The organism is Solwaraspora sp. WMMA2059 (assembly GCF_027497315.1).
Taxonomy (GTDB): Bacteria; Actinomycetota; Actinomycetes; order Mycobacteriales; family Micromonosporaceae; genus Micromonospora_E.
Map to the genome: position 1 here is coordinate 517,169 of NZ_CP114908.1, position 14,701 is coordinate 531,869.

The following is a 14,701-nucleotide window of genomic DNA, read 5'->3' on the forward strand; positions in this document are numbered from 1 at the left end:
TCGCGCGGCCGGTGAGGATCTCACCTGTCAGGTGTCGTCAGCTCACCGTCACCGCCGAGCTGGCGGTCACTGCCACCGCACCGCCGGTCAGCTGGTGGGTGAAGGTGAACTCGCCGGGTCGGCGGGTGCGTACGTGCAGCTCCCAGGTCAGGTCGGTGCCGGCGGTCAGCGCCACCTCCGGCGAGATGGTGCCGACCAGGGCGCCGTCCTGCACGGACATCGGGATCCGGACCCAGGCCCCGTCGACCCGCAGCTGCACCGCGACGTCGCGGGCGAGCAGGTCACCGTCGGGGTGGGTGACCGTCAGCGTCGACTCGGCGGTGCCCTGGTCGACCCCGCTCGGGTTGACCACCCGGACCTCGGGATGGAACCAGCCGTCGACCTCGGCGCTCTGCGGGTAGGTCGAGGTGATCGTCGCCGCCTCGGCCAGCACGAGGGACGACTCGGCGTCGACCAGCCCGCTGTACCAGCCGGTGTCCAGCTCCAGTTGGAGCTGGTACCGGCCGGGCTGCGGGTCGGCGACCTCGAACCCGTACGGCTGGGCCGCCCAGTCGAGGTAGCCGGCCCGGATCTCGGCGCCGGTCGGGTCGGACAGCCGCAGCACCGGCCGGGCCTCGTTGGGCGCCAACGCCCGTACCGCCGGCACGACGTCCTCCAGGCGGGTCACCGCCGGCAGGTCGACGAACGGCCGTACGTCGGTGGCGCGCACCGTCGCGAACGGGTGACCGTGCGCATCGGTCACCGACCAGTCCACCTCGACCGAACCGGGTTCCGGTGTCGAAGCGGCCAGCTCGACCTGCGCCGCGCCGCCGAAGCCGAACGTGGCGTCGAACGGGTCGATCCAGTCCATCTCCGGCAGGATCTCGCTGACCAGCCACCAGTCGCGTTCCAACCGGGGCAGCTGGTGCACGGTGACCGCCTGGTAGCTGTCCAGCGTCGCGACAAGCGGTCCGGGCCCGAACGAGTACGCCCACGGCGCGGTGCCGGCCGGGCGCAGGTAGACGGTCGCCTCATGGCCGCTGCCGACCAGGTCGGCGGCGAGGTCCACCCGGGCCGACAGATCCTGGGCCGCCTCGGCCCCGGCCGGCCCACCGGCCAGCACCCGGGGCGCGAACAGCACCTCGTCGTCGTCGAACACCGTGATCACCTTGTGCAGTAGGTACGACGTACCATCGTCGGTCGCGGCCTTGCGCACCACCAGGGTGTACCGGTCGACGGCGGCCGGCGTCTCGAAGGTGAGGGTGCCGGCGTCGTCGGTGGCACCGACCGGGATCACCGCGCCGTCGTGGACCAGCTCGACCGCGGCGCCGGCCAGCGGGCCGGGTTCGGCGTCCGGAGCATCGACCGTACGTGCGGTGAGGCTCACCCGGGGCGGACGCACCCGGAACGACCCGGTCAGGTACTCGAGCGTCACGGCATAGTTGCCCAGCTCGGCCCGCTGCACCGTCCAGCTGACCGTCTGGTTCACGCCGGAGCCGACGTTGACCGTGGTGGTCGCCGCCGACTCACCGTCGACCCGCAGCACCGCCTGGTACGGACCGGCCGCCGCGCCGATGTTCTTCACCTGGGCGGTGACCCGTACCGGTTCGTTGCTCTTCACCACCTCCGGGTCGACCGTCAACCCGTGCACGGCGAAGTACGGCTGCCCTTCCTCGGCCGGGCGGGCCGCCCAGTCGATCGCGTCGAGGAACACCTGGGTGGCCTGCTCGGTCCAGTCGACCGGGCCACGGGTCACCGACACACCGTGGGTGGACAGCAGCACGTGCCGGTTGGTGGCCCGCTGGTCGACGCCGATGCCGCCGCCGTAGATCCCGGTGGTGTCGCTGCGGCCCAGGTCGGCGAGGGTCTGCCGGCCGTCGCCGGAGTAGTCGCCGAACCAGGCGATCCACTTGGCCTGGGTGCTGTCGTCCAGCGGAATCCGGTCACCGACGGCGTACCCGTCGAGGATCGGGTGTTCGGCGGTCACCTCGTAGTACGACTCGGCCACACCGGTGCCGCCGGTGTTGGAACCGGTCGAGACGGGCTGCCCGGTGTGCTGGGACAGCTGCCGGATGCCGTTGCCGGTGCTGTAGGCGTGGTCGGTGAAGATCACCCCGGTGCCGGCGGCGTCGGTGGCGTCCAGGAACGCCTGGAAGGTCGCCTCGTCGTAGTCGCTGCTCACCCCGTAGCCGAGTACCACGACCGGATGGTCGGCGGCGGCCACCAGCTCGTCCCAGTCGTAGATCACCGTCTCGATGCCGCGTGGGGCGAAGATCTCGTCGGCGTACGTGTCGACGTAGCTGCCGACCAGGGCGACCGTCTGTGGCGGTGGACTGAGCGTGAAGTCGGCGGTGACCGCGCCGCCTTCCGGAATGGTCACCTCGATGGCCGGGGAGACATCGAAGCGGGGATGGTCGGCCGTGATCCGGTAGCTCCCGGCCGGCAGTTCGAGCCGGTAGCTACCGTCGGTGCCGGTGACCACCGGGCTGCCGACCGGCGCGCCGTCGGCGGAGACCGTGACCGTCACCCCGGGTACGCCGTGACCGCTCTCGTCGAACGTCGCGGCGCCGGTGACCACCCCGATTGGCAGCGGCACCATCGCCAGGTCGACGGTGGTGAACGACTCTTCGACCACGACGACGTCGGCGACGCTGGCGGTCTCGTGACCGAACGCGGTGGCGGTCAGCGTGTAGCTGCCCGGTGCCAGCCGCAGGGTGAAGCTGCCGTCGTCCCCGGTACGCACCGAGGCCCCGCCCGGCGTGACGGTGACGGTGGCGTCGGCGACCGGGGCGCCGGTGCCGTCGGTGGTGACCCGTCCGGTCACGCCACTGTCGAGCGCCACCTGCACGGCGGCGGCGTACGCGTCGATCCGGCCGTGGCCGTAGCGGGTGTCGGGTGCCACGTCGGCGTACCGGTCGTCCCAGAACGCGGTGTCGATCAGCGCGGTACGGGTCGCGTCGACGCTGAGCTCCGGTGCGCCCTGCAGCAGCAGCGCGGCGACCGCGCTGGTGTGCGGGGTGGCCATCGAGGTGCCGCTGGCGTAGCCGTATCCGCCACCCGGCCTGGCCGACCACACCTCGTCGCCCGGGGCGGACAGGTCCGGGGTGACCCAGCTGTCCGGCCAGTCCGCGGGCGGGCTGGCCCAGCTGGACTTGTTGACCACGTTGCCGCAGGAGAAGTCGGCGACGTTGTCGTCGATGTCGGTGGCGCCGACGCCGACGGCCTCGTAGACGTTGCCGGGGCTGGACGAGCCGACGCCGCAGCTGCCGAAGATGTCCTCGTTGCCGATGGCGAACGACGGGAATGCGCCGGCGGCGACGATCGCCCGGGTCGGGGCGACCATCTCCGTCGCGTAGATCGCCGCGCCGAGCGACATGCTGACCACGTCGGCCGGGCGGCCCGCCGGGGTGCCGGCCGAGTCGGTCGGTGCGACCGCCCACTGCATGCCGGCGGCGACCTGCGCGAAGGAGCCGTTTCCGCCGGGGATCACCAGGCCGTGTGCCATCTCGGCACCGGGCGCGCCGCCGATTGTCACGCCGGACGCCGCACCACCGTGGATAGTGCCGGAGACGTGCGTACCATGGGTGGACGAGTCGTGCGGCTCGGAGGCCACCAGACCGCCGGCGGAGCTGAACTCCATCCAGCCACCCGGATAGGTCGGGTCGGTCGGGTCGTCGGTGGCCATCTTGCCGACCAGGTCGGGGTGGTCGATGGCGACCCCGGTGTCCAGGGTGACCACCCGGACGCCGGCGCCGTCCAGACCGAGCTCGGTCCAGACCTTTTCGACGCCGATGCGGTCCATGCCCCAGGTGATCCGGTCGTCGATGATCGACGCGGCCGGGTCGGCGGCGGCGGTCATCTCGGTCTCCGGCACGCTCAGGGTGAAGTTCGGCAGCACCCGTTGCACGCCGGGCAGGCTCGCCAGCGCCGACAGCCGGGAAGCGTCGGCGGTGAACTCGACGAGCAGCATGTTGGTGATCCAGAAGCGGTTGACCACCCGTACGTCGCCGGCGGTCTCGGCCCGCTCCTCCAGCGCCGTCTCGACCTCGGCCTGGATCTCCTCGGAGTGGGCGCGCAGCTGGTCGACGGCGGTGTCCGGGTTGGTCGGATAGCGCTGCGGGTTGGGCAGCATCAGCAGCGCCTGGACCCGGTCGCCGGTCGATTCGGCGACTGTGGCCTGTAGTTCCTCGGCGACTGCGGCGGTGCCGGCACCGGGGGCGTCGGCACCGCCGTCGGTGGGCGCGGCCGAGACGGGCAGTGGTACGCCGAGTAGCCCGCCGGCCAGCACGGCACCAGCGGTGACGGCCAGCAGGCGGCGTGCCCGGGGCAATAGTCGTGGTAGGGAGGGCTTGCGTCCTGACATCGATCGTCTCCTGGATCGCAGGGCCGGGATCAACCGGTTGGCATCGAAGATCGCTGAACGCCAATGGCGAACATGTTGATGTCGATGACTCCCCGCCGTCAACCCCTCACGATCCGGAACGGGGTCTACCATCCAGACGCGTCAGGTGGCGGTCAGCACCTCGTAGAGGTCGGGTCGACAGTTCAGCGCGGCCTCCCGAAGTGCGGCGACCCGGGCCAACTGTTCGTCCGCCGGCAGCGACCGCAACGTGGCCAGCGCCCCCTCGACCATGCCCTGTACGGGATTCCAGAACTCGTCCGGTGCCGCGTCCCGGCCCGCCAGCCAGAGGCCGGCCGCCGCCCGGGCCGCCTGGATCGGCTCCCAGCCCTCGACGTCGTCGAGAGCGGCGCCGCACGCGACGGTCCCGGCGCCGTCGAGGATCTCGGCTTCGAGCGTGGGCAGCCCGGTGGCGATCGTCCCGTCGCCGTAGATGAGCAGATGGAAATTGGCCGTCTTCCGGCGCTCCGAGATCGTGGCGCCGTGCGGGCCGACCTGCTGCACGACGGCAGTTGGCGGGTCGGGCAGCCTGGCCAGCAGAGCCAACGCCCGCCGGGCCGGCCCGACCAGCTCCGGCAGGGCCGAGGCGTCGACCCGGCTGACGCAGACCCGGGGTGTCCCGTCGGCACAGACCAGTTCGGTGGCGCGCAGGTCGGGGTGCGCAGCCTCATTGACCGGTGGCAGCACGATCAGGGCGACGAGCAGCCCGGCGACGCCCGGCAGCACGGCGAGCAGCCGCGACCGGCCAGCGGCGGCGGCGTACAACGCCCACCCGGTCGCCGCCAGGGCGACGTACCACACCATCATGCCCGCGACGGCTCGGTCGTCGATCGTGGAGTAACGGTCAACCGGCCCGAGGGATGCCGGGCTGAGCAGCAACGCCCGGTTGTCGCCGCTGTTGGCGAGCAACTGCAGCGCGATGACGGCGGCGAGCGCACCCACGGCGAGCAGCGGGGCGGTCAGCCGGGACGGCAGCAGCCGACCCAGGCCGAGGCCGAGCAGACCGGCCGCCGCGACGCTCGCCGCGCCGAGCAGCACCGGCCAGACCCAGCCGGCCGGCTGATGGTCTGCGGTCAGCACCGCGAGGGCCAGCACCTCGAGCACTCCGCAGGTGAATCCGCCAGCGAGGCAGCCGACGAGCGCGACCGCCCGGGGCGCCACCCGGGTCAGGCCTGGTCGGGCACTCGTCGCGATCAGCTCGGTCATCCTGCTGGCGTGCTCCCGGCGCCCGTGCCAGGCGCCGACCGAGAGCGCGAGCGGCCAGATCAGTTCCAGCGTGTTGTGATGGGCCAGCACCCCCGCCATCCAGTACCCGTCCCAGCGTTCCCCGTCGACGGCCAACGAGGCCGCCGCGAACGCCAGCCCGACACCGAACCACACCACCGCGGTACGGCGCAGTTCCACGAAGAGAATCCGACCCGTCACGTCGTCGCACCGTTCCTGTCGTCGTTCCTGTTGTCGTTCACAACCGGCAAGACGGACCGGGTAACGGGCCCGGCTTTGGGTGTCGGTGTGAGCTGGATCTCACCTCTGTCGACCGGCTGGCCTGACTGGCGGACGGCCCAGCACATCGGATGGCGGCGGGTGTGGTGGCAGGCGATCGACGGTGGGCGTGGTGGCAGGATGGGCGGCGTGCCGACCGTGCAGCCGTCCGCCCTGCATCCCGAACATCCTGCCCTGCATCCCGACTATCCGGTCCGCACCGAGCGGCTGCTGCTGCGTCCGCTGACCGGCGACGACGTCGAGGCGCTGTTCGCCTACCGCAGCCTGCCGACCGTCTGTCGGTACGTGCCGTTCGAGCCGATGACCCGCGACGTCATCGTCCAGCGGCTCGCCGCCCAGTGGGCGAACACCGGCCTCAGCGACGAAGGTCAGGCCCTCACCCTCGGTGTCGAGGTGGCAGCGACCGGCCGGCTGGTCGGGGACGTCGTGCTCTTCTGGCGCAGCCGGTTCCATCGCGGCGGCGAGATCGGGTACGTCGTACACCCGGACGCCGCCGGCCGGGGCTACGCCACCGAGGCGGCACGGGCGCTGCTCGGTCTCGGCTTCGACCAACTCGGCCTGCACCGGATCGTGGCCCGGGTCGACGAGCGCAACGAGGCGTCGGCCCGGCTGGCCCGACGCCTCGGGATGCGTCAGGAGGCCCGGCTGGTGCGCAACGAACTGTTCAAAGGCGAATGGAGTACGGAACTCGACTTCGCGATGCTCGCCGACGAGTGGGCGGCGTACCGTGACGGTCGGACGCCGGCCCTACCGTGACGACGGTCGGACCCCGGACCCGGCCGGGAGGAGACAGTGATGTGGGATCCGGCCGCCTACCTGCGCTTCGCTGATCAACGCTCCCGCCCGTTCGTCGACCTGCTGGCCAGGGTCGCCGCCGCCGACCCGGCAGTGGTCGTCGACCTCGGTTGCGGGCCGGGCACCCTCACCGTCCACCTTGCGGACCGCTGGCCGGAAGCCGTCGTGACCGGGATCGACTCGTCGACCGAGATGATCACCGCTGCTCGGGCGCTCGGGTCACCGGTCCGGTTCGACGTCGGCGACGTGGCCGACTGGGAACCCGGCCCGGACGTCGACGTGGTGATCTGCAACGCCGTACTGCAATGGGTGCCCGGTCACCCCGCCCTGCTCGACCGGTGGGCGGCCCGGCTGCGACCCGGTGCGGTGCTGGCCTTCCAGGTGCCGGGAAACTTCGACGCACCGTCGCACCAGGCGATCCGTACGGTCGCGGCGGATCCGTCCTGGCGGGGGCGGCTGCCGGACATCCGCGGCGGCGACGCGGTGCTCGACCCGGCCGGCTACGCGACCCGACTGCTGCGGGCCGGCTGTACGGTCGACGCCTGGGAGACCACGTACCTGCATCTGCTGCCGGCCGGGGACGCCGATCCGGCGGCGCATCCGGTGCTGGCCTGGGTCGAGGGGACCGCCGCCCGGCCGGTCCGGGCCGCCCTCGACGACGCGGGGTGGGCCGCGTTCCGTCGACGGCTCGGCGAGGAGTTGACCGACCGGTACCCGGCCCGGGACGGGCTGGTCGCGTTCCCGTTCCGACGGGTGTTCGTGGTGGCGACGAAGCCGGCTGGCTAACCTGTGGGTGTGCGCAGTGCGGTGCGGTACGGGTACCCCGATGGCTGACGCCGACGACGTCCGCCGGCTGGCGTCGGCTCTGCCGCAGGTCGTCGAGATCGACAGCGACGGCTTCGACTTCCGGGTCGCAGGCAAGGGCTTCGTCTGGTCCTATCCGGAGCGTCGGCCCGGCAAGCCCCGGGTGATCCGGACCGACGTCGCCGTGCTGTACGTCGGCGACGAGGCGGAGAAGCAGGCGTTGCTGCTCGGCGAGCCCAACCTGTTCTTCACCACACCCGGCTACGACGGACTGCCGCTGGTGATGCTCCGGCTGGCGCGGGTCGACGTCGACCGGCTCGCCGAGCTGGTCACCGACGCCTGGCGGATGCGTGCCCCGGACGGGGTGGACCTGCCGTCGGGGTGCTGAAGGTGCGGCCGGATCGGCGTCCGACGCTCGACGATTCTTACCGGCAGGTAGCAGGACAAGGCGACAGCTGCGCCCGAGGTCGCGCTCCGGGCGACCGCTTCACTGCATCACGGTGGCCGGCGGGTGCGTCGGTGAGGTCGGGCAGGCGAAGACGTGCAGGGAGTAACCCCGACCGATCAGTACGTCAACCGGGTTGCCGTCCGGATCGTCGGCGGACCGCCAGCGGGCGCTGCCATTTTGTTCGCCGGAGCTCGCGGTGAGCAGCAACGTCATTGCCGCCCCACACTCGGTGCAGTCGACCGGGTGCCAGTCGGAAAGTGACCAGTTGGCGAAACCGCCGACCTTCCAGCCCGGTGCGAGCGACAAGTCGGCCTGATAACTGTGCCCGGACTGCTTTTCCCAGGCGTACAGCCGCTTCTTGAGATTCTCCGGAAGTAGTCCGACGTACTGGTACTCGCGGACCTGTTCCGGACGCACCAGGCACGGCGTCGGCAGGTAGTTCTCGTTGACCACCACCGGCTCCGGCGCAGTTGCCAGCTGTTCGCCGAGCTCGGCGGTCCGCCGCCAGCGGAGCTCCACCCACGGGCTGTACCCGTTGTCGGGATGGTCCAACGGGCACCACAGCACCTGCAGCAGGTCCGGGGTCAGCAGCCGGTCGACGTAGTGCTCCCGGCCGGTGCAGTGCGGCCAGGACTCGTCGGCCGGCCAGCGCAGCGGACCGCCGATCGAGCTGTCGAGCGGGCCCGGCCGCCCGGGGCGGGGGTGCAGCCGGGTGGCGGTGGCCGCGTACTCCCTCAGCTCGGGAAACAGCTGCTCGATGTCCACCGGCGGTGGGCCGGCCGCAGGGTCCGACGGTCGCGCCAACTCGTCCTCCAGTCGCTGGTTGCGCGGGATGCTGTCGGTCGCGTGGATGCCGCGCGGGTCAGGCCACCCTACCGGCGGTGCCGGCGGCCCGGCCCGTCGCCCGGATCGGGCCAGTACGCCGCAGTGCCGGACGGTGAATGGCGCGTTTCCGATCGCGGTGTGACAGATTTCTTCACGTAGCGAGCAGGAACAGGATTGTGCCCTGCGGTCGCGGTCGCGGTCGCGGTCGCGAATAAGAATGATTCGTCATGTTTGCTTCTGCGGCTCCGCCGGACTGTCTCAATATCGACATAAAGCTATCGATCTTGTGGTTCCTCGACTCTTATTCGAGAAGCTGCGGCAACCGGCCGCAAATGTAGACGGAGGAATCATGTACGTGAGGAAGAGAGCGCTCGCCGGCACCGTCGCGGCGGCAGCCGTCGCGCTGACCATGCTCGGCGCCAGCGCGGCGCATGCCGCGCCGGACGGCAGCAAGGCGACCACGGGCTCGGCTGTCACCCGGCTCGACGACCGGCTGGCCCCGGACCGCACCGGCCGCGCCACGGTCGCCGCGTCGGCCGCCGCGTCGGCGATGTTGGAGACGATTCAACGCCGGATCGCCGACTACGTCGCCACCCACGGCACCAAGTACACGTTCGGCAGCTACCTCGACGCCACCACCGGCAAGATCGTCGTCGACACCGACGCGCCCGCCGACCTGGTGGCCGCGCTGATCAAGCCGGCCGGCACCTCGGCGGCACACCTGCGGGCGGCCAGCGAACTGCAGGTGAGCCGGTCCACCATCAGCGACTTCTGGCATCGCCGTGACGACATCCAGCCGTACTGGGGCGGTGGCGGCATCACCCAGACCGCGGGGGCGGCCTGGTGCTCGGCCGGGTACGCGGTGCGCAACGGTGCCGGCACCCGCTTCTCGGTCACCGCCGGACACTGCTTCGCCAACGGCATCAACGTGCTCACCGAGTCGGGTGCCAACGCGTACGGTGTGGTGTCGAACCGGCGGCTGCCCACGGTGAGCGGCCACGCCCAGGACATGGAGCTGGTCGGCGGCCGCTCCTACTCGGGTCGGATCTTCACCGGCGGAGTGACCAGCACCTCCAGCGCCCCGGTGGTGGCGGCCGGCACCGCGTACGTCGGCTTCTCCGACTACTGCCACAGCGGCCGCACCACCGGCGAGCACTGCGGACACACCGCGACCAGCATCACCGGCCAGGTGTGCACCTCGACCGGCTGCAAGTCGCCGGTCATCGTCTTCAACGGCGGCACCCAGCCGGCAGGCGGCGACTCGGGCAGCCCGTTCTACGTGAAGGACACCTCGGGTGGTGCCTGGATCAGGGGCAACGTGATCGCCGGCAACGGTGTCACCAGCTATGCGGAGCGCTACATCGACGTCGCGGCCGCGTACGGCGTCAGCATCGTCACCGGCTGAGCTCCAGCTGCCGGCAGATAGTCCAGCCGGCGTTAACCTGCCGGCTGGAACCCGCACCGACGAGCGGAGGGCCGGGGACCATCCAGCGGTCCCCGGCCCGGTCCGTACCCCGGTCGGCGTCGCGACCCGTACCTCAGGTCCTGCGTACCTCAGGTGACCCGGATCGGCCACGGGCCACCGAAGGACACCAGCCGGTCCGTGCCGCCGTGCGGGACGATCACCACCCGCGCGTACAGCTCGTAGGCGCCGGTCGGAACCGGTCCGCCGGCCGGTTCGCAGGAAACCAGCGGTACGTCGCCGGGCAGCTGCTCGACGTCGCCGGCCGCCAGATCCCACTGGACACCGATCAGGTCCTGCGCCGCCGGCACCGCCGCCACCCTGCCCTGCCGGACCAGGAAAACCTCGGCCCGCGGGCCGACCACGCCACGGATGGCGCGTCGACTGGTCACCTCGACGGTGCCGGTGACGGCACGGTCGGTGCCGGACGCCGTCGACGGGAACCGCCCATCGACGGTCAGTACGTCGTCACCCGGCGTCTCGAACGGTTGCCCGCAGCCGAGCGGGTCGGTGCCGGTGGTCGGAGCAGGATTGATGGTCGCCCGCTCCTCGGGAACCGGTCCGGAGCTGGCCGGCCCGACCGGACCGACAGTGTCATCCGGGCCGGGCGAGCTACCTGCGCCGGGGCCCGCGCAGCCAGCGGCGGCGAGCGCCACGACGAGCGGGACGAGAGCGAGCCTTCCGGTGTACCTCCGATGGTGCTGCATGGCCACCTCCTTGGGTGAGGGGCGTCGGATCGGACAGCGATTGGACGCGTACGCAGCGAATTCGGTTCCCTGGCCAGCGGCCGTAGCCCAGTGGCCGTAGCCCAGCGGCCGCGTAGCCTCCCGGCGGTCAGGGAGCTCCCGACAGTGCGCCGACGATCCCGAAGCCGCCGCAGCACAGCACCCCGATCACGACGAGCGCGACCAACGCGATCAGGTAGTTCGACCACATCCCGAACTTCGTCACGTCGGTGCCGTACCCGTCGTGGACGCGGTTGCGCCAGCCGCCGAACCGGAACGACAACGGATGCGCCGCGCCGGGGTGCGCGACGACCGTCGTGGTGATCACCGGCACGCCCATGAAGTCGGTGTACCGGACGTCGTGCTGCCCGGCCGGCACCGCCACGTGCCAGGTGCCCTCGTGGGGGATCGGGACGTCGCGGCCGTCGACCTTGAACCTGCCCGCCGCCGTCGCCGGTACCAGGTACGGTCCCCGGTTGACCGAAACGACCAGCACCGCGCAGCCCAGCGGCGGCGCGATCGGCTGCGGGTAGGCGACCAGGAGGGACACGGCACCGGGCATCGGCGGGTAGCCGGGGTGGTGAGGGGGGTACGACATGGCCACATCCTGGCATGCGCTGTTGTATCGATGCGTCACTGTGAGCGCAGAGCGGTCACCGGTGCGAAGGTGGGTCGGCGCCAATGGTCCGTGCAGCCGAAGAAGTGATGTCGGGGTGGGTGGCGTTCGGGTGGGTCGTCGCGATCGCCGCCGGTGGGGGCCTCGTGGTGTTGGGGCTGATCTGGCCGCTCGTACGTGGCGAGCAGTCGCGCGACGCCCAGCTTGTCCAGCAGTTGCGGGCCGATCTGCTACCGGAGGCCGCCCGGACCGGATGGGTCGAGTCGGAGCCCGCGCCGGAGCTGACCCGGTGGGGCCTCGGCACGGTCGTGCCGGACGAGAAACGCTGCTGTTTGCTCGCCAGCCAGCAGGCGGGCCATCAAGCAGCCCTGATCTGGTGCGTGCACGATGACAACGACGGGACGTTGCGCTACACGGTGCTGCTGGTCGGCCCGGCCGTCCCGGTACCGGCCATGGAGATCCGCCGCCGGTTCAAGATTTTCTCGTTGCTTCGGCCAGGGCCGACCGGTCAGGAGACCGACGAGGACGCTCGGTTCGCTCAGACCTTCAAGATCGTGTCGCACGCCGATCCCGACGCTCTCCGTCGGCTGTCGACCGGCCCGGTGCGTCGCGCCCTGCATCGACTGCACGAGCTGGGCGGGCTGGACCATGAGCCAATCCGGCTGGACGGCCGGGCGATGCGCGTCGTCCTGTACGGCTGGCCACGGCTACCGGCGATCAGCGAACGACTGACCGCCACCATCGAACTCGCCGCCGCGCTGTCGACGACGGGGACCGACGACCCGGCACCGGCAGGTGCCTGACCGGCGGACGACCGAGTCAACGGAGCGGTGCCCGTGGAGATCATCGTCTTTGCCGTCCTCGCGGCCAGCGTGGTGACGCTGATGGTGTCCTTCTATCTGGGCGACCGGATACTGAGGCTGCGCAGGCTGGCGGAGCTCGTCTCCAGTACACCGCGGCTGGCCGCCGAGGACGGCGGGTCGGCGGTGGCGGCGGTGGAGCGGGTGGCCGTGGTCGGACGTACGGTTGCCGGGTCCGACGGGCTGGTGCAGGCACCGCTGCCGGGCATCGACTGTGTCTGGTACCGGGTCGTCGTCGCCCGGCAGGACATCATCGGTTCCAACGAGGGCGTCGGCTCGTTCGAGCTGTACACCACGTCGGGTGGGACCGAGCCGATTCCGGGCAGATCCGCGAGCACGTGGCTCGGGCGATCGAGCTGCCCCGGCGACTCTGGCTGCCGCTGCCGCTGCCGCTGCTGCTCCTCGGGACGGTCCTGTTCGTCGTCGGCTGCTGCCTGGTGAGTGCTTAGACCGGCCAGGTCAGCGCCGTCCTGAACTCCCTATCCTTCCTTGTACTGTTGTTGCATAGGGAAGTTTGAGGTAGCTTGGCGCCATGGTTCTCCTGACGTATGTCGGTCTCCGTCAGCGAGGTCGGTGATGACTTCGATCTACCGGTCCGAGGATGCGCGCCGCGCGGTCGAGCAGCGGTACCGGGCGCTTCTGCGGCGCTGGCCGGTGCCGGCGACGGAGTCGACGGTGCCCACCCGGCACGGCGACACGTTCGCGATCGTCTGCGGTCCCCGGGACGCCCCGCCGGTTTTCCTGCTGCACGGCGGCAGCTTCAACTCGGCGGCGTGGACCGGCGACGTCGCGGTCTGGGCACAGACCCACCGGGTGTACGCCGTCGACGTCATCGGCGAACCCGGGTTCAGCGCACCGTCGCGGCCTTCGCTCACCTCCGGCTGCTACGCCGATTGGCTCGACGACGTGCTGGCCGCGTTCGACATCGGTCGGGCGGCGTTCGTCGGCGCCTCGCTGGGCGGGTGGCTGGCGCTCGACTACGCGCAGCGCCGGCCGGAGCGGATCACCCGGCTCGCGTTGCTCGTTCCGGGCGGCATCGGCCGCCAGAAGGACGGCGCGGTCATCGGGTCGCTCTTCCTCCTGCCGTTCGGGGCGTGGGGTCGGCGTGCTGCTGTCCGACTCGTGCTCGGCCCGCCCCCGGCGGCGTCCGACGTCACGGGGATGCCCGAATCGGCCGAGCTGGCAGCCTTCCTGCTGCTCATCCAGCGGAGCTACCGGCGACGACGCGACCGGCTACCGGTCTTCAGCGACGACCGACTGCGCCGACTCACCGTGCCGTTGCTGGTCGTCGCCGGCGCCAAGGACCGGCTGCTGGACTCCCGGCAGACCGCCCGCCGGGTGCGACGACTGCTGCCGCAAGCGACCGTCGTCCTGCTGCCCGACACCGGGCACATCCCCGTCGGGTACACCGGGTCCGTGCAACGGTTCCTGGCCGGTGAGGATGCACGTGTCCCGGGCGGCGGTCACCGTAGCAGCAGAGTCCGCTGACCGCGACGATGGCCAGTAGCACCCCGCTGCGGCCGGGCTGCGGCGGCCGGTAGGGCTCAGCAGGTAGGCCGAGTTGGGTTTCGGGGTCATGGCCCGGTGCAGGTCGCCGTCGACGTGCGGTCAGTCGGTCTGGTCGATGAGGGCCCGGACGGCGGTGCGGGCGGTGGCCACGAGGGTCGGATCGTCGTAGACCTTCGCCAGCAGCGCCAATCCCTGCAGGTAGGCCAGGACGCGCAGCGCCGCCGCCTCCGGGTCGGTGGTCCGGGCCAGTTGACCGCAGGTCTGAGCCTCCCGGATGGCGTCGGCGAAGTAGCTGGCCCAGGCTCGCAGGACGTCCTGCGAGCGGTCGCGGCCCGGGCCCGGCTGGGTGGACAACTCGGCCGTCAGGTCGCCCAGTGGGCAGCCGGGCGTCGCGCCTATTTTGTCGCGCAGCAACCCGAGCATTCGGGCGAACCCGTCGATGGAGCGGTCGATGCGGGCGAGTGGCTCGACCTCGGCCTGAAACGCCTCGTCCAGCACGGCTCGCACCATCGACCAGTTGAGATCGAGCACCGCCAGGCCGAGCGCCTCCTTCGATGGGAAGAAGTGGTAGAGGCTGCCCCGGTGGACGCCGGCCCCCGTGCAGATGTCCTCGATGCTCACCTCGGCCAGCGACGTTCCGTGCACGAGGTCCCGTGCCGTGCGCAGCAGGCGCTCCCGGGTGTCCCGTGCCATCAGGTGAACCTGCCTTCTTGACCGTATGGTCAACAGAGTAGATAAACTTGACCGGACGGTAAAGGAAGCGGATGTGGAGTCCG

General features: G+C 71.3%; 13 protein-coding genes. 7 read left to right on the forward strand and 6 right to left on the reverse strand.

The window, feature by feature from the left end:
• Nucleotides 1-37: 37 nt before the first annotated feature.
• Both O7553_RS02425 and O7553_RS02430 read right to left on the reverse strand, forming a co-directional pair.
• Entirely contained in the window at nt 38-4,342 is a 4,305-nt protein-coding gene (locus tag O7553_RS02425) for a S8 family serine peptidase (RefSeq protein ID WP_281553262.1), read from the reverse strand.
• 141 nt (nt 4,343-4,483) lie between these two features.
• The gene (locus O7553_RS02430) at nt 4,484-5,803 is read right to left on the reverse strand and encodes a hypothetical protein (RefSeq protein WP_281553263.1); all 1,320 of its coding nucleotides are present in this window, start codon (nt 5,801-5,803) and stop codon (nt 4,484-4,486) included.
• 207 nt (nt 5,804-6,010) lie between these two features.
• Between O7553_RS02430 and O7553_RS02435 the strand changes: the two genes are divergently transcribed.
• Genes O7553_RS02435 through O7553_RS02445 form a run of 3 tightly spaced genes read left to right on the forward strand, consistent with a single transcriptional unit; the run spans nt 6,011 to nt 7,868 of the window.
• Nucleotides 6,011-6,637, forward strand: coding sequence for a GNAT family N-acetyltransferase (locus O7553_RS02435; RefSeq protein ID WP_281553264.1), 627 nt, complete (start codon nt 6,011-6,013; stop codon nt 6,635-6,637).
• Nucleotides 6,638-6,676: 39 nt separating this feature from the next.
• The gene (locus O7553_RS02440) at nt 6,677-7,462 is read left to right on the forward strand and encodes a trans-aconitate 2-methyltransferase (protein ID WP_281553265.1); all 786 of its coding nucleotides are present in this window, start codon (nt 6,677-6,679) and stop codon (nt 7,460-7,462) included.
• 40 nt (nt 7,463-7,502) lie between these two features.
• Complete coding sequence (locus O7553_RS02445) at nt 7,503-7,868, forward strand: hypothetical protein (protein ID WP_281553266.1); 366 nt, start codon at nt 7,503-7,505, stop codon at nt 7,866-7,868.
• A gap of 99 nt (nt 7,869-7,967) precedes the next feature.
• On the opposite strand, the gene O7553_RS02450 is transcribed toward O7553_RS02445, so the two are convergent.
• The gene (locus O7553_RS02450) at nt 7,968-8,732 is read right to left on the reverse strand and encodes a hypothetical protein (protein WP_281553267.1); all 765 of its coding nucleotides are present in this window, start codon (nt 8,730-8,732) and stop codon (nt 7,968-7,970) included.
• A 370-nt stretch (nt 8,733-9,102) separates the two neighbouring features.
• Between O7553_RS02450 and O7553_RS02455 the strand changes: the two genes are divergently transcribed.
• Nucleotides 9,103-10,158, forward strand: coding sequence for a hypothetical protein (locus O7553_RS02455; protein WP_281553268.1), 1,056 nt, complete (start codon nt 9,103-9,105; stop codon nt 10,156-10,158).
• Nucleotides 10,159-10,307: 149 nt separating this feature from the next.
• On the opposite strand, the gene O7553_RS02460 is transcribed toward O7553_RS02455, so the two are convergent.
• Together O7553_RS02460 and O7553_RS02465 are read right to left on the reverse strand one after the other, a co-directional pair.
• Entirely contained in the window at nt 10,308-10,922 is a 615-nt protein-coding gene (locus O7553_RS02460; protein WP_281553269.1) for a hypothetical protein, read from the reverse strand.
• A 127-nt stretch (nt 10,923-11,049) separates the two neighbouring features.
• Nucleotides 11,050-11,538 carry a hypothetical protein gene (locus O7553_RS02465; protein ID WP_281553270.1) on the reverse strand — a complete coding sequence of 163 codons (489 nt, stop codon included), beginning with the start codon at nt 11,536-11,538 and terminating at the stop codon, nt 11,050-11,052.
• An 83-nt stretch (nt 11,539-11,621) separates the two neighbouring features.
• On the opposite strand from O7553_RS02465, the gene O7553_RS02470 reads away from it, so the two are divergent.
• From O7553_RS02470 to O7553_RS02480, 3 genes are all read left to right on the forward strand, one after another.
• Entirely contained in the window at nt 11,622-12,359 is a 738-nt protein-coding gene (locus tag O7553_RS02470) for a hypothetical protein (RefSeq protein ID WP_281553271.1), read from the forward strand.
• Between the two features lie 33 nt (nt 12,360-12,392).
• A complete protein-coding gene (locus tag O7553_RS02475; RefSeq protein WP_281553272.1) occupies nt 12,393-12,857 on the forward strand; it encodes a hypothetical protein in 465 nt (154 codons plus the stop codon).
• A 135-nt stretch (nt 12,858-12,992) separates the two neighbouring features.
• On the forward strand, nt 12,993-13,904 hold the full coding sequence (locus tag O7553_RS02480; protein ID WP_281553273.1) for an alpha/beta hydrolase: 912 nt from the start codon (nt 12,993-12,995) through the stop codon (nt 13,902-13,904).
• 120 nt (nt 13,905-14,024) lie between these two features.
• On the opposite strand, the gene O7553_RS02485 is transcribed toward O7553_RS02480, so the two are convergent.
• Nucleotides 14,025-14,618 (reverse strand): TetR/AcrR family transcriptional regulator, encoded by a 594-nt coding sequence (locus O7553_RS02485; protein ID WP_281553274.1) that lies wholly within the window; start codon nt 14,616-14,618, stop codon nt 14,025-14,027.
• Nucleotides 14,619-14,701: the final 83 nt, after the last annotated feature.

What these genes read in the sequence shown, in the direction of transcription:
- O7553_RS02425 (WP_281553262.1), bottom strand. Translation starts at nt 4,342, where the DNA reads ATGTCAGGACGCAAGCCCTCCCTACCACGACTATTGCCCCGGGCACGC.
- O7553_RS02440 (WP_281553265.1), top strand. Translation starts at nt 6,677, where the DNA reads ATGTGGGATCCGGCCGCCTACCTGCGCTTCGCTGATCAACGCTCCCGC.
- O7553_RS02445 (WP_281553266.1), top strand. Translation starts at nt 7,503, where the DNA reads ATGGCTGACGCCGACGACGTCCGCCGGCTGGCGTCGGCTCTGCCGCAG.
- O7553_RS02455 (WP_281553268.1), top strand. Translation starts at nt 9,103, where the DNA reads ATGTACGTGAGGAAGAGAGCGCTCGCCGGCACCGTCGCGGCGGCAGCC.
- O7553_RS02460 (WP_281553269.1), bottom strand. Translation starts at nt 10,922, where the DNA reads ATGCAGCACCATCGGAGGTACACCGGAAGGCTCGCTCTCGTCCCGCTC.
- O7553_RS02465 (WP_281553270.1), bottom strand. Translation starts at nt 11,538, where the DNA reads ATGTCGTACCCCCCTCACCACCCCGGCTACCCGCCGATGCCCGGTGCC.
- O7553_RS02470 (WP_281553271.1), top strand. Translation starts at nt 11,622, where the DNA reads ATGGTCCGTGCAGCCGAAGAAGTGATGTCGGGGTGGGTGGCGTTCGGG.
- O7553_RS02480 (WP_281553273.1), top strand. Translation starts at nt 12,993, where the DNA reads ATGACTTCGATCTACCGGTCCGAGGATGCGCGCCGCGCGGTCGAGCAG.
- O7553_RS02485 (WP_281553274.1), bottom strand. Translation starts at nt 14,618, where the DNA reads ATGGCACGGGACACCCGGGAGCGCCTGCTGCGCACGGCACGGGACCTC.